This is a genomic window from Chryseobacterium sp. SSA4.19 (assembly GCF_022601875.1).
Lineage (GTDB): Bacteria > Bacteroidota > Bacteroidia > Flavobacteriales > Weeksellaceae > Chryseobacterium.
In genome coordinates this window covers 17,532-33,446 of the sequence record NZ_JAKVIP010000022.1, presented here as the reverse complement: position 1 = coordinate 33,446, position 15,915 = coordinate 17,532, and the positions used below count along the sequence as shown (strand labels likewise).

Genomic DNA, 15,915 nt, shown 5'->3' with positions numbered 1-15,915 from the left:
GATCCTAAATCTATATTGTAGTATCTGTTTTAATTCTATCTGTTTTACAGACTCAGAAAAGCATAGGCAAAAGAAAGAACCGAGATCACGATTCCAGCCATAAAGATGTTGTACGTGGTTGAAAGAAGCTTATATTTCCTGTCCAATACTTTACCCAGAAAATACAAATCCTTTACCATCGAATCATAAATATAATTGCGGTCGTTGATCAGGTCTTTCATGGCATGGTTATAATCATCAAAAAGCATCCTGTTAAAATTCCCGAAGAACAGCAGGTTCACTTTACGGTCGGCAATATCCTGCGCCGTAAATTTCACCTTTGTTACGTTAGGCTTCGTGGATAAGATGGCAAAAATAATGGTAATGACACTTGAAATCAGCAGAAGAAAACTCGGAATGATCAGGTGCGAATTCTTTGGAGTATCCAGCTTGGGAACCAAAACAGAAAGACAGACTGAAATAATGATCGCATTTACGGAAAGCAAGATATTCGCCTTACTGTCGGCAATATCGCTCAATCTGGTATGATTGCTTAACGTGATCCTGAATAAGGTATCAACACTGCGGTCAGACTTAGGTTCCTTCTCTTTATCCTTCTTATTTTCAGAAGATTCTTTTTTTCCGGGATCTTCTTTTTCCAGCTTTTTCTCAATTTTCTTGATATTTTTATCTTTCAGCGGCTGCCAGTTCTTTTTAGCATAATCGGTGTAAAACTGGTGCTTATTTTTCAGCATGTCAAGATTGCCCGCATTCCACTCATCATTTGAAAAGCACCTTACATTGGTCAGTTCCCATTCTTTCCTTAAAGCATCAGCAATATCATTATAATCATGGCTGGCGAAATGGCTGCAGTCAGCATCCTTTACAATTTGCTCTAAAAGATTTTGGGGCTGGTATGTAATTTTGGTCGCTAAAATAAGTCGGGCCACTGCGTTAATATAATCCTCGTCAAAATTCTCTTTTTTAAGAAAATTTTTCATGATCTCCACCCCGTTCTCTTCATGATTCTGTGCGCATTCTACATAACCCGTATCATGAAACCATAATGCCAAAAGCACTTTTTCCTGATCCTTATCGGAAACAGGTGTATTTTTCATGATTTCTTCAGCTTTGTTTACCGTATAAGTAGTGTGTATAAAATTATGATAAAAGTAAACCGAAGATAACTTATCTTTGAATAAGATCTCAACGTAATCTTTGGCTTTTTGTAAAATGCTCATGGCCGGAATTTTGTTATTGTAAATTTATGAATTTATCCTTGAAAACTCATTTAAAAAATACGTCCGTTGTTTTCAGTGTCGTATTGTCTGCAGGAGTTCTGTATTCCTGCGCAACCTATAACGTAAAAAAAGGTAAAAACTTATCCGAGATAAAAAATTCTGATATAAAGTCCGACAATGATTTTAAGATTTTCCTTGTAGGCGATGCCGGAAATGCGGATGAAATACAGTCTCAGCAAACCCTTGGTTTTATTAAAAATAAAATAGATTCGGCGGATAAAAATTCACTACTGATCTTTTTAGGAGATAACATATATCCGCTGGGAATGCCTGGAGAAAATGATAAAAACTATGCACTGGCAAAGCAGAAGATAGAAAATCAGCTGGCCATTACAAAAAATTTCAAAGGTAAAACGCTTGTGATCCCTGGAAATCACGATTGGTATCACGGACTAGAAGGCTTAAAAGCCCAGGAAAAATTCGTAAAAACTTATCTCAACGATAAAAAGTCTTTTCTGCCTAAAAATTCATGTCCGATTGATGATATCAATTTAACCAAAGACATCAAACTGATTGTGGTAGATTCTGAATGGGCACTTATCAACTGGGATAAATATCCGGGAATCAATGAAGGATGCGATATTAAAACCAGAGATGATTTTTATGCAGAATTTAAAGATCTGATTATTAAAAACCAGGATAAAAGAATTATCGTAGCACTGCATCATCCGGTTATCAGCTCGGGCGTGCATGCAGGTTTCAATTCTGCGAAGTCCCATCTTTCAGCATTCAAAGGAAAACTTCCGGTTCCAGGACTTGCCACAATAGCCACTACCCTGAGAAGCTCTTCCGGAGCAAGTATGGAAGACCTCAGCAATGCACATTATGCAGAATTTGCAAACAGGATTAAAAGCATCATTCAGGATAAAGAAAATGTAATTTTAGTTTCGGGACACGATCATAATCTGCAGTATCACAAGAACAACAACATCAAGCAGATCATCAGCGGTGCGGGCTCTAAGACGGATCCGGCCACCATTGTCAACCCAACCGATTTTTCTTATGGAGGAAGCGGTTTCGCCGTGTTAAACCTGAGAAAAGACCAGAGCTCAGATGTAGAGTATTTTTCAACTAAAAACAATACCCTGCAAAAGCTGACGCAGATTGAAGTGATTTCCAAACCGGAAGCATTTGAGAATAAATATCCTTCCACTATTTCGCCAAACTATACCTCATCAATTTACACTGAAAAGATGACCCATAAAGGCAAGATCTATCGTTGGCTGTGGGGAAATCATTACCGTAAATACTACGCACTTCCCATTAATGCGAAAACCGCTAATATTTCTGAATTGAACGGCGGTTATACTCCATTCAGGGAAGGCGGCGGAAACCAATCAAACAGTCTCCGATTGAAGGCTGCCGACGGACAGGAATTTGTGATGCGCGGTGTTAAAAAGAGTGCCGTACGGTTTCTTAATGCGATGGCGTTCAAAAAAAACACATTCGGAAACGAGTTAAATAATACCTTCCCTGACAGGTTTTTGATGGATTTTTATACCACAAGCCATCCCTTCACCGTATTTTCAGTAAATAATATGGCAGGAAAAATAGATCTTTTCCATAGCAATCCAGAATTGTATTATGTTCCGAAACAAAAAGGCCTTGGCGAATATAACAGGAATTACGGAGATGAGCTCTATATGATTGAAGAACGTTTTTCTTCGGATCCTAAAACCCTACAATATCTTGACAATGCATCTGATATTCTTTCAACCCAGGATGTGCTGAAAAATCTCAGAAAAGACAGTAAATATTCTGTTGACCAGGAACAATATATCCGGGCAAGGATTTTTGACATGCTGATCGGCGATTGGGACCGGCATGAAGACCAATGGAAATGGGCAGAATATAAAAACGGTGACAAAGTTATTTACAAACCTATTCCCAGAGATCATGACCAGGCTTTCAGCAACTATGACGGCGCTGCATTTAAAGTGGTGATGAATATTCCGGTGATCCGCCATATGAAATCTTTTAAAAATGAAGTTAAAAATGTACGCTGGATGAATATGGAACCGTATCCGCTGGATATGATCCTTTTAAAAGGTTCTTCAGAACAGGATTGGACTGCACAGGCTGACTATATCCAGCAGCATTTAACCGATGCTGATATTGATGAAGCGTTTAAAAACCTTCCTCAGGAAGTTCAGGATGAAACCATTACGGACATTCAGCGAAAATTAAAGCTGAGAAAAGCAAAAATTGGAACTTCTGCGGTAAAATACTATCATGTCCTGCAGGAAAAAGTACAGCTCGCAGGAACCGTAAAGCCTGATAAATTTGTGATTGTCAAGAATGAAAATTCAGTTGACGTAAAACAATACAAAATCAACAGAGATCAGTCTGAGGAACTGGTTTTTGCAAAGATCTACGATGATAAAGAAACCAAAGAGATTTGGATCTACGGCCTGGAAGATGATGATCTCTATGAAGTTTCAGGAAACGGAAGGCCTAAAACCAATATCCGCCTGATCGGCGGTTATAATCATGATACGTATAATGTAGAAAAAGGGAACCGGGTGAAAATCTATGATTTCAAATCCCAGAAAAACACCTACAATGCCAAAACCGCAGCCAAGCATATCACCAATGATTATGACGTGAATACCTACAACTGGAAGCATCCGAAATATAATTTCTTTGCAGGATATCCAAATGCCAACTTCAACCCGGATGATGGCGTGATCTTAGGTGTGGTAGCGAATTATACCGTTAATAATTTTATTCGTGATCCCTATACGCAAAAGCACAGCCTGAGAGCGAATATGTATACCGCAACAGGAGGATTCAATGTAGGGTATAAAGGAATTTTCAAAAAAGCGATAGGCGGCTGGGATGCAGGAATTGATGCTTCCTATACCACTCCTTTTTTTGCCAGGACATTCTTCGGCCTGGGCAATGAAACCGAGTACGATAAAGATGCAGTGGACAGAGATTATAACCGGGTAAGGATTTCACAGTTTAAATTTGCACCCTCCGTTTCAACAACAAGCTGGCTGAATCTGAAACACCAGTTCCAGTTGAGTTTTGAGCATGCCAAAGTCCAGAGAAATGACGACCGTTTTGTTGCTGTTTCCCCTGATGTAAATCAGGAAGTTTTTAACGGACAGCAGTTTGCCGGTGCAAACTATACCTTCAGTTTTAAAAACCTGGATAACAAAGCATTCCCTACTTTAGGACTGGAATTGGCTTTACAGGCAGGATGGAAAGCCAATGTTTCGGAGTTCAATCAAAATTTCGCAACCTTCCAGGGAACCATGAATGTATTTCACAGAATTGATAAGCGCGGAAGATTTGTATTTGCCAACTCGACCAATGCAATGATCATCAACAATAATAATTTTGAATTTTACCAGGCTGCCGCGATCGGTGGAAACAACGGTATGCGCGCCTACAGAAATGAAAGGTTTGCAGGCAAATCCTATCTGGTGAATAATGCGGAAGTCCGCTGGGATTTCGGACGTATTAAAAACAATATTGTCCCTACCAATATGGGAATATTGATCGGTTATGATCTTGGAAGGGTTTGGATGGATCGTGAAAGCTCCGATAAATGGCACCAGGGTGTCGGAGCCGGATTCTGGATGAATATTCTCGAGACGTTCTCTGCGAGACTGGATTACTTTACCGGTGAAGACGGCGGAAGAATTTCAGGAGGTGTGGGTCTGGCATTCTAACTTCAATCATTTTAAAATATAGAAATCCGCGGTTATAAGCTGCGGATTTTTTATGTATTACCTTTTAAATAAAACTAGCTATCTATATTAAAGCAGAAATGATATTTCTAAACTATTGAATAACAAATATTACGGCAAAGAATAACGATAAACATTCCCTCCCGTCTTTTTATCTTTTTCATCAGCAATCAGTAAGGTTTTATCATCAAGGAAAACCACCGCTTCTTTCTGTGAATTATGATTTAGGGATAGGGTCTGTATTTTTGTTGTACTAAAGTCATCTGCTGTAAATCCGGTCAGCACCTGAATATTTTTATGGTTGAGCAGCACAATCTTATCTTTCGTACGGGTAATGGCAGCTGAAGTAATTGCAGCATCACTATAACTGCCTTTCAGCTTTAATCGGCCAACCAATTTTGCTTCGAAATACCCTTCTTTATTAGGAACACGAAAAACTAAAAAAGTTCCGTCAAAACCTTTGCTTCTGTTCTTTGTGAATAGATAAAAATTTCCGTCCATTTCAACGAAAGCTTCACAGTCGTATAACCAGTTTGATTTCTTCGGCGGAAATTCGGTCTGCCCTTCATAATGGAACTTTGTGGTCTGGGTTACAGATGTCTTTGCGCGGAAATCGTCTTTTAAATCTAATTTCACTATGGAAAGATTCTGCCTGTCATTGTCATTATTGCCAAAATCCCCAATGTAGATATTTCCTTCCTGATCAGCGGTAATATCTTCCCAGTCATTATTCTCAGCATTACTCACAAGTACATCCGCCACCTGTTTCCCCTGCAGATCAATCCCATACACAACATTTTTATTTCCCTGGTCTTCAATAGCCCATATTATTTTTTTATCGTTCGATAAAGCTATCCCGGAAACTTCCTTCAGCTTTTTCGGTAAAGTAAATTCTGTTTTCAGACCCTCATGGTTCTGCGTTGAATCCTGAGTTTTAGGATTACAGCTCAGCAAAGCGAAGGCGGATAAAAAAGTACGCAACATAATTATTTTTTTAATTTTTTAAACTGAAAATAAGAAAACCTGATCTGTTTTTCCAGGTTATCGATAATCCGCTGATGATACAGGAAAAAGCCTGCGGTCAGTCCGATCAGACTTCCGATAACCGTATCCAGCAATCTTGCATGCATCAGCTCTTCAACAGGATGATGGATCTCGCTCCCGGTTTCTGCCAGAAGAATCGTCAATGGTGTAATGAAAGCGACTGCAAAGCCATAATTTCTTACGATCAGCAATTCTATAATAAACTGTAAAACCGTAATAATAACAATCATAATTACTTTTTCCGGCTCAAACCATAAGATCATCCAGGCCAGGCCTATCCCTATAAAAGTTCCTAAGATCCTGTGCATGTTCCGTTGGCGAACATGTTCAAAATTCCTTCCCTGCAAAATGGCTACAGCCGCAATGGAAATCCAGTAGTTATTCTTGAATTCCAGCAGGTATCCTATAACAAGAGTTAAAGCCATAAAAAAACCAATAATGGTACTTTCAACGAACTTGGTATATCTTCTTTTGTTAAAAGTTCTTCTCGGGACCGTTACGACTTTGCTCTTTTCAATAAAAACCGAATACAGAAAAGCCAGAGAGCATGATAAGATGGCTCCCATTGCTACCAGCCCGACTCTTGTGGGAATAACTTCCAGGTCAAACTTAAAGGTACTGGCCATGGCTGCAACCATAATAAAGAAAAAATTTCCCGGCGGCAGAATCCTGAAATACGAAGTGAGGAAATGCGCTAAAAACGCTATGGTTCCCAGCGATAATGCTGCCATATACGCATTAAAGCTGAAAAATAAACTTACCGTGAATGAAATTACAATTCCGAAAGCACAGATGGCAAGGTGAACCATTCGCTGGGTTATCGGTGCCGATGTAAAATAGAGAATTGTTAAGGCTCCCAGACTGGAAAGACTTCCATAAGCCGGTTTCCCAAGAAAATACCCGATAAACAAACAGCTTCCTATACACAGTGCTGCCAGAAAAGGAAAATGCCATTTCCTCTCCGTCTGCTTAAATTCCAACAGATATTGGAACCTTTGGGATACGGGATTCTGTACTCTCATATTAAGATAAACGCTTCGCCTGTTCCCAAAGAACATCCATTTCTTCAAGGGTCATATCAGCTAAATTCATGTTGTTTTCCAAAGCTATTTTTTCCATTTTCTGAAATCTGGAAATGAATTTGAGATTGGTCCTTTCCAGGGCCGAATCAGGATTGATCCCGGAAATTCGGGCATAATTAATCAGTGAAAAGAATACATCACCCAGCTCCTGCTCTTTTTTATCGGAATCGGTTTCCGCATGGAATTCCCGGATTTCTTCATCCACTTTTTTCCAGGCATCTTCGGCATCATGAAACTCAAAACCGATCCCTTTTACTTTATCCTGGATCCTGTAGGCTTTTACCATGCTGGGAAGACTTTTGGGAACTCCGCCCAGGATAGAAACATTGCCTTCCTTTAATTTTAATTTTTCCCAGTTCTGTTTCACTTCTTCTTCATCTTTCACTTCCGTATCACCATAAATGTGGGGATGGCGGAAAATCAGCTTTTCATTAAGTGAATTAATAACATCCGCGATATCAAAACTTTCCTTTTCCGAACCAATTTTAGCATAAAAAACCAGATGAAGCAGCACATCGCCGAGTTCTTTTTTAATTTCCTGTAAATCTTCCTGCAGGATGGCATCGGAAAGCTCATACGTCTCTTCCAGTGTCAAATGACGGAGCGACTCTAACGTCTGCTTCTGATCCCACGGGCATTTCTCCCTCAGATCATCCATAATATCCAATAATCTTCCGAAAGCGTCTAGTTTTTCCTGTCTGGTATTCATAATTGAGAATTCAAAGTGCTACAAATTTAAGGCAAATATTTTGTTATGTTCTTTTTTGTCTTAAAAACAAAAGAATCAAACTTTAATCAGTGTTATCCATTCATTAGTCACAGGAAACTTTGATACCTTAAAAAAATATTTAAGAGCACATCAAAAAAAAAGATTTTCAAAATTCAGATGTTCTGATTGAAAATATTCTATTGCAAGTTCCTTTGAAGCTAGAATTTAAAAAATTGGCGGCTATTTTTCAGAACAAATCATCTATTTTTTATGACTAGTCAGTATTTTAAAACAAGAATTTAATATTGATAACTACAATAAAGACTTACCCACTGTGAAACAAATAATAAAAGAAACGATTGAAGTCTATGAAAGAAGACCCTATTATTCCAGTCATATGCTTACCCCTAATCAAATGCATCAGCAAAAAACATTGAAAATGAAAACCTATAAAACAAAACAACTAACAAAAAAACCTCATCATTGCTGATGAGGTTTATATTTAAATGTGGATAAATGAATTATCCCATTTTTCTGTGTGTACTTTTTGTAGCTGCTTTTGCACCAGAAGCTGCTTTCGCTTTTGGAGCTACCGGCTTATCTGCTTTTGGAGCTGCCTTTTTAGGAGTTTCTTTTTCTAAGCTTACTTCTTCAGCAGGCGCACCGTCTAAAGTTTCAGGCTCTGATTTCACAAAGCTTTCCGGAGTGATATATCCTGCTTTGTGAAGAATATTGTACCATTGAGCCAATTTCTTGATATCAGAAGCGTAAACCCTCTCTGTATCGTAGTTTGGAAGGGAAGCTGTCATGAATTCTTTTAATTCAGCGTCACCTGATTTGTGAGGGATTGCTTCTTTATAATCGTAGTTTTTGGCAATATTTTCAAAAACCTCAAACAAAGGAACTTCTTTATCCACTGTAAACATCGCAATGTTATCCAAAAGGCTTACCTGGCTTGAATTTCCGATGCTCACTTTTTTCTTTGTCGTTACATCTTCAATGATAAATCCGTTCTTAAGTTGGGAAACTAATTTAAAAAGTCCTGGCTTACCGGAAATTGAAATTATTTTTTCTAACAGCATAATTTTATTTTTTGTAAATTCTGCAATCAGCTTTGGGCTTTTTGCGGTTTATTATTATTGTTTTATCCTTATTATTTTTTTTATTTGGGAAACCTCATTTTGTAACCGATGCTTACGTCTCCCTGGCTGATCTTGGTAAGTTTTCCTTTAACCAGCTTCTTTTTTAATGCACTTAAATGATCGGTAAAAAGAATCCCTTCAATATGATCATATTCATGCTGAATTACGCGGGCTCTAATATCGGAAAAAGTTTCTGTATGTTTTACAAAATTTTCGTCATGGTATTCAATAACGATGGTGTCCTTCCTTTTTACATCTTCTCTCACATCCGGAATGGAAAGGCATCCTTCATTGAATTTCCATTCTTCCCCCGACTCTTCAAGAATTCTGGCGTTAATGAATACTTTTTTGAATTCTGCGAGTTCATCCTTAATATCGTCATAGTCTTCATCTTCCGCAAGAGGAGAAACATCAATGACAAACAGGCGGATATCCAAACCGATCTGCGGTGCGGCAAGGCCTATACCATTTGCACTGTACATCGTTTCGAACATGTTATCAATCAAATTCTGCAGCTCCGGATAGTCTTTCTCAATATCCTTGGCTACTTTTCTTAAAACTGGATCCCCAAAGGCCCTTATCGGTAAAATCATCTTGTTCTTTGTTCTAAAAAATTCTGCAATATGATGGTTGCGCTTACTTTATCTATCAGTCCTTTTTCCTGCCTTTGCTTTTTGCTTTTCCCACTTTGGGAAATAAAAAACGAAGCCATTTTAGACGTAAATCTTTCGTCGAAGCGGTGAACTGCAACAGCCGGAAATTCTTTCTGAAAAACCGAAATAAACTGTAGAATATCCGTTTCTACTTCTGAAACATTTCCCTTCAGGTCTACAGGAAGTCCGACCACCACTTCATCTACAGGGTTTTGACTGAAATATTTTTTAAAAAATTCAATCAGGTCCGGTGTCTGAACGGTATCCAGCCCGCTGGCAATAATCCGCATATCATCTGTTGCAGCAATGCCACAACGCGCCTTTCCATAGTCTATTGCAAGAATCTGTCCCATAGGTTTGCAAATTTAGTAAATTTTAATGATTTTATTCCAAACACAGTTTTTTTTCTAAATCATGTTTTATTACGCGAATTTTTTTATAATTTTAATTTTCCAAAAAACAAAACATGAAGAAACTCATTCTCGTAAGACATGCAAAAAGTGACTGGCCTGAAGAAACGGAAGATTTCGACAGACCACTGGCAGACAAGGGATTAAAAGAAGCAAAGCATATGTCTGAATTCATGAAAGGCAACAATGTGGCAATCGATTATTTCGTATCAAGCCCTGCCGTCCGTGCTCTGACGACCTGTGAAATTTTTAACCAGTCTTACCAGATCAGCATGACCACGAATGAGAAACTTTACAATCCTTCGGAACGCAATTTTGAATCGGTGATTTATGATCTTGATGACAGCCATCACTCAGTTGCATTTTTTTCTCACAATAACGGGATTTCCAATTTCGCCAATTCCATTTCCGAAGATATTTTTCATTTCCCCACCTGTGGTGTAGCAGGCTTTGAAATTGATTGCCAATCATGGTCTGAATTTGACGGAGCGGAGAAAAAACTGATGTTCTTTTATGAACCGGGAAAGATTTAGATTCCTCCCTATTAAAATAAAAGCTCCAACAAAAGTTGAAGCTTTATTCAGTATATATTTATTTTCTTTTTAAATCCAGATCATCAAAATCAAAACTGAAATCCGTAACATCGGAAATAGGTTTTAACCTCGCAGCCTGTGCCTTTCCGGTTTCATCATATTCAAAGATTAGATAGGCATCCGCATCATAGCTTCTGTCGTCCCACTTGATAATAAAAGAATTATTGGAAAAAGGCAACAGTTCCCCTTTTAATCTTGGAGAATTTTTGCAGGAAATTCTGTATGTATTTCCCTGGGAAGCAATTTCAACATCTCCAAACCATTCATCATGGTAAATTCCCACAAACTGCTCTGCTTTCGGCTGAAGGTTTTTATCTTTTCTAAAAGCTTCTGATTTCGCAAAAGCTTCTTTTTTCTGCTTTTCGAAATATTCGTCATTTTTCTTCATCCTTTCACCATATGTCTTCAGCCAGTTTCTGTCTGCAATTCCCAGATAGGAATCTTTTACGGTATTTGTTATGGTGTTGAAAGCAGCTCCTGACTGCTGATTGGTTAACACTACAATTCCTAGTTTCATATCAGGAATCAGGGTAAACTGTGTAACGGTTCCGATCAGACCTCCTGTATGCTGAACCTGCTTATGTCCTTTCACATCACTTAAGAACCAGCCCATTCCATATCCGTAGAAACTTGTATCGTAAGGATTTTTTGCAGCTACTCCACCTGGAATCTGGAGATTCCACAACTGCTGCACATTTTTATCCGAAACTAATTTTTTGCCGTCTCTGGTCGTGAAATTATTGATTAAGCATTCTGCCCAAAGGGTCATATCCTTAATATTGCTCATGATCCCTCCCGCTGCATTTGCGGTTTCATTCCAGTCGTGGGGAACCGCAATCGCTTTTCCGTTTACCGGAGCGTGGGCATCGATTTTATTCGCTACCGCTTTTGCCCTGTTATAGCTCCCGAAGCTGGAGGTCATTCCCACAGGTTTCATAATTCTCTGTTCGATAAATTCTGCCCAGTTTTGTCCGGAAACCCTGTGAATCACTTCACCGGCAACGATGAACATGATGTTATTATAATCCAGTGTTGTTCTGAAAGGATTTTCAGGTTTTAGATAGCGGACGTTGTGTACAATATCATTCACAGTTAAATTACCGCCTTCCGGAAAAAACATCAGGTCTCCCTGACCAAGCCCCAGTCCGGCACGGTGCGTTACCAAATCTTTAATGGTTACATTCTGGGAAACATAAGGATCAAACATCTGAAATTCCGGGATGTATTTTGAAACCCTGTCGTCCCAGTTTAATTTGCCTTCATCTGCAAGAATGGCTAATGCCGTACAGGTAAAACCTTTGGAGTTGGAAGCTATTCCCACTAAAGTGTTATCGTCCATCGGTTGCTTTGTGGCGAGGGAACGTACGCCAAAACCTTTTGAATAGATTATCTTTCCGTCTTTGATCACTCCTACGGACATACCGGGAACATCAAAAGTATTTAACGTATTCTGGATTAATTCATCCAATTTTTTCTCTTCAACCTGTGCATTGAAAATACCGACAGCGATCAGGAAAAGAAAAAAAGAAAGTTTCTGCTTCATTTTTTAAATTTTCCCCAAATGTAATAAATAACCTATTTAATAAAGCTTGTTTATATTTGCAAAGCAAAAAAAATTTTAATGACTAAAATCCTCTTGCTTTCAGACTCCCATTCTTATATGGATGACCGAATTTTAGAATATGCCGGCCAGGCTGATGAAATATGGCATGGCGGAGATTTCGGAAGCTTTGAGATTATTGAACAGCTTGAAAAAGTTAAACCGTTAAAAGGGGTTTACGGCAATATTGACAATGCAAAAATACGGTCTGAATTTCCGGAAGTGAACCGGTTTTTCTGTGAGAACGTTGAGGTTTTGATGATCCATATCGGAGGGTATCCCGGGAAATACAGCCCGCTTACTAAAGAAAAAATTAGTGAGAAAGCTCCGAAATTATTTATTTCCGGGCATTCCCATATTCTTAAAGTGATGTTTGACCAGAAAAACAATCTGCTGCACCTAAATCCGGGAGCCTGTGGAAAACAGGGATGGCACAAAACGAGGACCATGATGCGTTTTGTGATTGATGATACGGAAATCAAGGATCTGGAAGTGATCGAGCTGGGTCCGAAATAATATAAATAAACACAATTATTTTCGTTTATAAAAGCCTGTTTGAATGTATTTCGCAAAATAATTTATCACTGGATATCACGCATAGTTCAAACTGGAAGGCAATACATAAAGTGAGAGACAGTATCTTTAATAGTGGAATATCCGGCTTTGCGGAAGATAATAAGTGTAACTGCTGATGTAATGCTGAGCTTTGTTCAGTTTTGAATTTGATGACTAAATCTTAGCCCCGATAGCAACGGTTACCCCGCAGCAGGCAGCAGGAAATGAAAGGGAGCGAGGAGTAAAAGTGTATAGCGGGAAACAGCTTCTAAAAATGAATTGATAAATATGAAAATCGGCGATACAGTTTCTGTAGTAGATGAAGACTTGAGCGGAGTTATAGCTTCGGTTCACGGCAATACCGTGGTTTTCAAAGATGAATACGGCTTTACGCACCAGTATCCCAAAGAAAAGCTGGTGCCCAAAATTACCGGCTTTTATGAAAACATCAGCGTGATAAAAAAACCGGAACCGAGAAAAAATATTTCTAAGAAACATCAGAAGAATCCTATGGTATTGGACCTTCATTTTCCGAGTCTGGTTAAAAACCCGCATGACTACGACAGTTTTGAACGACTGTTTATTCAAAAGGAAAGATTATTGGAAACGCTGAGTTTCTGCCGCAAAAACCATCTGAAGAAACTGGAAATTGTTCACGGTATCGGGGACGGTATTTTACAAAAGATGGTGTGGGACGTATTGGAAAGCCAGACGAATCTTGATTTTTATAATAAGGAAATACTTCATCATCAATCAGGTGCAGTAATGGTAGAATTTCACTAAATTTGCAGGAATTAGGAATATGAACGTACTTAATTTACTTTTTACCAAAGACGGGCTGATCTACCAGATTGCAAAGAACAAAAGCATTTTGGAGGAAAAATCTTATTTCGTAGACGAAGATTCTCCGGAAAATTATATCGGAGACCAGCTTGATGAGGTGCTGATCAGGCAAAGGTTTGATGAAATTCATGTGGTTTCCGCATTGAATCATTTTACCCTGATGCCTGAAGGATTTTCACAGCATGAATCAGGATTTGAGCTTATTGCCTTCAATGCGCCGGTAGATAAGGAAAAGGAGGAACTGATGCTTTCGATTAATGAAAAATTCAAAGTTCAGTTTTATTATACTTTTCCGAAAAACTTTTATAAAAAGATCAAAGACCTGGCTCTGCCGGTGAATTTCAATTTTTCGGGTGAGAAGTTTTTAAATTCAATCAACGTTAAAAACAATAAGGAGATTCATATCAACCTTTATCACAACCAATGTGAGTTTTTTGCTATAGACCAAAAGAAAGTGATTCTTTACAATAACCTGGACGTCAGCTCCGATGTTGATTTTCTGTATTTTGTTATGTTTACCTTAAGCAAAATCGGTTTCGGGATTAATGAAACCTACTTTTTCACCTATGGGGAAACCACTGAAAATGAAACATTTATTTCAGAGCTGCAGAAATTCGTAAAGAATCTAAAAATTGTAGCGGATAATGTTCCCACCAAAAATTTTATACTTAATTAGGTTATAGATTGCAGATCATGGTTTTTAAAACCTATATGCCATCCATTACCGGTTAATTAAACCTAACAAATATGTACAGAATCATTTCAGGCAAATGGAAAGCCAAGAAAATAGCCGCTCCTAAAAATTTTGATGTAAGGCCTACGACGGATTTTGCCAAAGAAGCCCTTTTCAGTATTCTGGAGAATACGTATGACATGCAGTCGGTTTCTGTACTGGATCTTTTTGCAGGAATCGGATCGATTACTTTTGAATTTGCTTCCAGAGGTACACAGGATATTACTTCCGTTGAAATGAATCCGAAACATACGTCATTCTTAAATTCAACAGCTTCTGAGCTTGGATTCAGTCTGCAGGTAAGCGTCCAGAGAGGAGATGTTTTTGACTGGCTCAAAAAATTCAGGAATAAAAAATCATTTGAAATCGTATTTTCCGATGCTCCGTTTGAGATGGAAGAAAAAAAGTATCAGGAAATACTTTCTTTGGTGCTGAATAACAAGTATCTCAAAGAAAACGGGATATTGGTGATCGAACATCAGAGCCGAATGAAATTAGACCATCCCAACCTCATCGATACCAGAAAGTACGGGAACGTCAGCTTCAGCTTTTTTAAACCTAATCAAGAAAGCACTGGCGAAATAACAGAATAATCAGGAAAAATCCATGATTATTTTTTTAATTCTGAAGAATACCGATACCTCACTTTGTTATTTCACGAAAAATAAGAAGCAGGGTTATCGGAGAACCTTAAATACTAAAAAAGCTGTTTCGTAGAATCTGAAACAGCTTTTAAATTTATAATACTTTAAGTTCAAGATCAATGGTTTTCCCGAAGAACTTCTTTGAGATTTTTTCAAAATTCTTTGTTATATCCGAAAGATAGAAATGATAATTCGGCTTTGGATTTCCCGTCTGCAGCAAATGGTACTTATCCAGGATAATCTGCAGATGATTTGCTACAATGTTCGGGGAATCGATGACCCGTACGCGGTTGCCGTAATACTGCTTGATTTCTTCGATCAGTAAAGGATAATGGGTACAACCCAAAATCAGGGTTTCTATGTTTTTTAATTTACTGTTGCTGAGATAATTATAAATAATCGCATGGGTTATCGGATGGTTTTTAAAACCTTCTTCAATAGCAGGAACCAATAGCGGAGTCGCCAGTTCATCTACCCGGATCCATTTGTTATGTTTCCTGATGCTTTTTTTATAGAGTCCTGAATTCACAGTGGCCTTGGTAGCAATCACTCCGACGTTATTATGAATTTCATAGGAAACCTTTTCTGCCACCGGATTGATCACGTCGATCACCGGAACTTTCCCCGCAACGGATTCCATGACTTCATTTAAGGCATTCGCTGTCGCAGTATTGCAGGCAATAACAATCGCTTTGCAGTTCTGGCTCAGTAAAAAGTTGGTGATTTTTGTAGAATATTCGATAATGGCTTCTTTCGATTTTTCCCCGTACGGAAGATGCTTGGTATCACCGAAATAAATGAGGTCTTCATGAGGAAGAAGCCTTTTGATTTCTTTAGCCACGGTTAAGCCTCCTACTCCACTGTCAAAAATCCCAATGGGTTGCTTAGGTGAAAGGTGTGAATAGTCCTGTTTCTTAGTTTTCAAAGTG

Annotated in this window: 15 protein-coding genes; 6 read left to right on the top strand and 9 right to left on the bottom strand. The window is 38.5% G+C overall.

What is annotated here, in order from left to right; genetic code table 11:
- Positions 1-44 precede the first annotated feature (44 nt).
- A complete protein-coding gene (locus MKJ01_RS14570; protein ID WP_241614828.1) occupies positions 45-1,220 on the bottom strand; it encodes a Pycsar system effector family protein in 1,176 nt (391 codons plus the stop codon).
- Between the two features lie 26 nt (positions 1,221-1,246).
- Here MKJ01_RS14570 and MKJ01_RS14565 point away from each other — a divergent pair, with 26 nt between their 5' ends.
- Positions 1,247-4,960 (top strand): BamA/TamA family outer membrane protein, encoded by a 3,714-nt coding sequence (locus MKJ01_RS14565; RefSeq protein ID WP_241614827.1) that lies wholly within the window; start codon positions 1,247-1,249, stop codon positions 4,958-4,960.
- Positions 4,961-5,089: 129 nt separating this feature from the next.
- Here the strand turns inward: MKJ01_RS14565 and MKJ01_RS14560 are convergent, their stop codons facing one another.
- The 6 genes from MKJ01_RS14560 to ruvX all read right to left on the bottom strand — a co-directional run bounded on the left by MKJ01_RS14560 (position 5,090) and on the right by ruvX (position 9,961).
- The gene (locus MKJ01_RS14560; protein WP_241614826.1) at positions 5,090-5,962 is read right to left on the bottom strand and encodes a hypothetical protein; all 873 of its coding nucleotides are present in this window, start codon (positions 5,960-5,962) and stop codon (positions 5,090-5,092) included.
- 2 nt (positions 5,963-5,964) lie between these two features.
- Entirely contained in the window at positions 5,965-7,044 is a 1,080-nt protein-coding gene (locus MKJ01_RS14555; protein ID WP_241614825.1) for an FUSC family protein, read from the bottom strand.
- Position 7,045: 1 nt separating this feature from the next.
- Entirely contained in the window at positions 7,046-7,813 is a 768-nt protein-coding gene (mazG, locus tag MKJ01_RS14550; RefSeq protein ID WP_241614824.1) for a nucleoside triphosphate pyrophosphohydrolase, read from the bottom strand.
- Between the two features lie 521 nt (positions 7,814-8,334).
- Positions 8,335-8,895 carry a DUF5606 domain-containing protein gene (locus MKJ01_RS14545; protein WP_241614823.1) on the bottom strand — a complete coding sequence of 187 codons (561 nt, stop codon included), beginning with the start codon at positions 8,893-8,895 and terminating at the stop codon, positions 8,335-8,337.
- 80 nt (positions 8,896-8,975) lie between these two features.
- Complete coding sequence (gene def / locus MKJ01_RS14540) at positions 8,976-9,548, bottom strand: peptide deformylase (protein WP_241614822.1); 573 nt, start codon at positions 9,546-9,548, stop codon at positions 8,976-8,978.
- On the bottom strand, positions 9,545-9,961 hold the full coding sequence (gene ruvX / locus MKJ01_RS14535; RefSeq protein ID WP_241614821.1) for a Holliday junction resolvase RuvX: 417 nt from the start codon (positions 9,959-9,961) through the stop codon (positions 9,545-9,547). Before ruvX ends, def begins: the two co-directional genes overlap by 4 nt.
- A gap of 113 nt (positions 9,962-10,074) precedes the next feature.
- Here ruvX and MKJ01_RS14530 point away from each other — a divergent pair, with 113 nt between their 5' ends.
- Positions 10,075-10,551: a histidine phosphatase family protein gene (locus MKJ01_RS14530; protein ID WP_241614820.1), complete on the top strand. Its 477-nt coding sequence runs from the start codon at positions 10,075-10,077 to the stop codon at positions 10,549-10,551.
- A gap of 58 nt (positions 10,552-10,609) precedes the next feature.
- Here MKJ01_RS14530 and MKJ01_RS14525 read toward each other — a convergent pair whose 3' ends face one another.
- Complete coding sequence (locus tag MKJ01_RS14525; RefSeq protein WP_241614819.1) at positions 10,610-12,154, bottom strand: serine hydrolase; 1,545 nt, start codon at positions 12,152-12,154, stop codon at positions 10,610-10,612.
- Positions 12,155-12,232: 78 nt separating this feature from the next.
- Here MKJ01_RS14525 and MKJ01_RS14520 point away from each other — a divergent pair, with 78 nt between their 5' ends.
- The 4 genes from MKJ01_RS14520 (at position 12,233) to MKJ01_RS14505 (ending at position 14,935) form a co-directional block, all read left to right on the top strand.
- Entirely contained in the window at positions 12,233-12,727 is a 495-nt protein-coding gene (locus MKJ01_RS14520) for a metallophosphoesterase (protein WP_241614818.1), read from the top strand.
- A gap of 327 nt (positions 12,728-13,054) precedes the next feature.
- Positions 13,055-13,549 carry a Smr/MutS family protein gene (locus MKJ01_RS14515; protein WP_241614817.1) on the top strand — a complete coding sequence of 165 codons (495 nt, stop codon included), beginning with the start codon at positions 13,055-13,057 and terminating at the stop codon, positions 13,547-13,549.
- 19 nt (positions 13,550-13,568) lie between these two features.
- Positions 13,569-14,285: a DUF3822 family protein gene (locus MKJ01_RS14510; RefSeq protein ID WP_241614816.1), complete on the top strand. Its 717-nt coding sequence runs from the start codon at positions 13,569-13,571 to the stop codon at positions 14,283-14,285.
- Between the two features lie 71 nt (positions 14,286-14,356).
- Positions 14,357-14,935, top strand: coding sequence for an RsmD family RNA methyltransferase (locus tag MKJ01_RS14505; RefSeq protein ID WP_241614815.1), 579 nt, complete (start codon positions 14,357-14,359; stop codon positions 14,933-14,935).
- Positions 14,936-15,080: 145 nt separating this feature from the next.
- On the opposite strand, the gene murI is transcribed toward MKJ01_RS14505, so the two are convergent.
- Positions 15,081-15,911, bottom strand: a complete 831-nt coding sequence (gene murI / locus MKJ01_RS14500; protein ID WP_241614814.1) for a glutamate racemase — start codon at positions 15,909-15,911, stop codon at positions 15,081-15,083.
- Positions 15,912-15,915: the final 4 nt, after the last annotated feature.

Excerpts from the sequence above, each read along its gene's own strand:
- MKJ01_RS14570 (WP_241614828.1), bottom strand. The coding sequence starts at position 1,220 with ATGAGCATTTTACAAAAAGCCAAAGATTACGTTGAGATCTTATTCAAA.
- MKJ01_RS14565 (WP_241614827.1), top strand. The coding sequence starts at position 1,247 with ATGAATTTATCCTTGAAAACTCATTTAAAAAATACGTCCGTTGTTTTC.
- MKJ01_RS14560 (WP_241614826.1), bottom strand. The coding sequence starts at position 5,962 with ATGTTGCGTACTTTTTTATCCGCCTTCGCTTTGCTGAGCTGTAATCCT.
- MKJ01_RS14555 (WP_241614825.1), bottom strand. The coding sequence starts at position 7,044 with ATGAGAGTACAGAATCCCGTATCCCAAAGGTTCCAATATCTGTTGGAA.
- mazG (WP_241614824.1), bottom strand. The coding sequence starts at position 7,813 with ATGAATACCAGACAGGAAAAACTAGACGCTTTCGGAAGATTATTGGAT.
- MKJ01_RS14545 (WP_241614823.1), bottom strand. The coding sequence starts at position 8,895 with ATGCTGTTAGAAAAAATAATTTCAATTTCCGGTAAGCCAGGACTTTTT.
- def (WP_241614822.1), bottom strand. The coding sequence starts at position 9,548 with ATGATTTTACCGATAAGGGCCTTTGGGGATCCAGTTTTAAGAAAAGTA.
- ruvX (WP_241614821.1), bottom strand. The coding sequence starts at position 9,961 with ATGGGACAGATTCTTGCAATAGACTATGGAAAGGCGCGTTGTGGCATT.
- MKJ01_RS14530 (WP_241614820.1), top strand. The coding sequence starts at position 10,075 with ATGAAGAAACTCATTCTCGTAAGACATGCAAAAAGTGACTGGCCTGAA.
- MKJ01_RS14525 (WP_241614819.1), bottom strand. The coding sequence starts at position 12,154 with ATGAAGCAGAAACTTTCTTTTTTTCTTTTCCTGATCGCTGTCGGTATT.
- MKJ01_RS14520 (WP_241614818.1), top strand. The coding sequence starts at position 12,233 with ATGACTAAAATCCTCTTGCTTTCAGACTCCCATTCTTATATGGATGAC.
- MKJ01_RS14515 (WP_241614817.1), top strand. The coding sequence starts at position 13,055 with ATGAAAATCGGCGATACAGTTTCTGTAGTAGATGAAGACTTGAGCGGA.
- MKJ01_RS14510 (WP_241614816.1), top strand. The coding sequence starts at position 13,569 with ATGAACGTACTTAATTTACTTTTTACCAAAGACGGGCTGATCTACCAG.
- MKJ01_RS14505 (WP_241614815.1), top strand. The coding sequence starts at position 14,357 with ATGTACAGAATCATTTCAGGCAAATGGAAAGCCAAGAAAATAGCCGCT.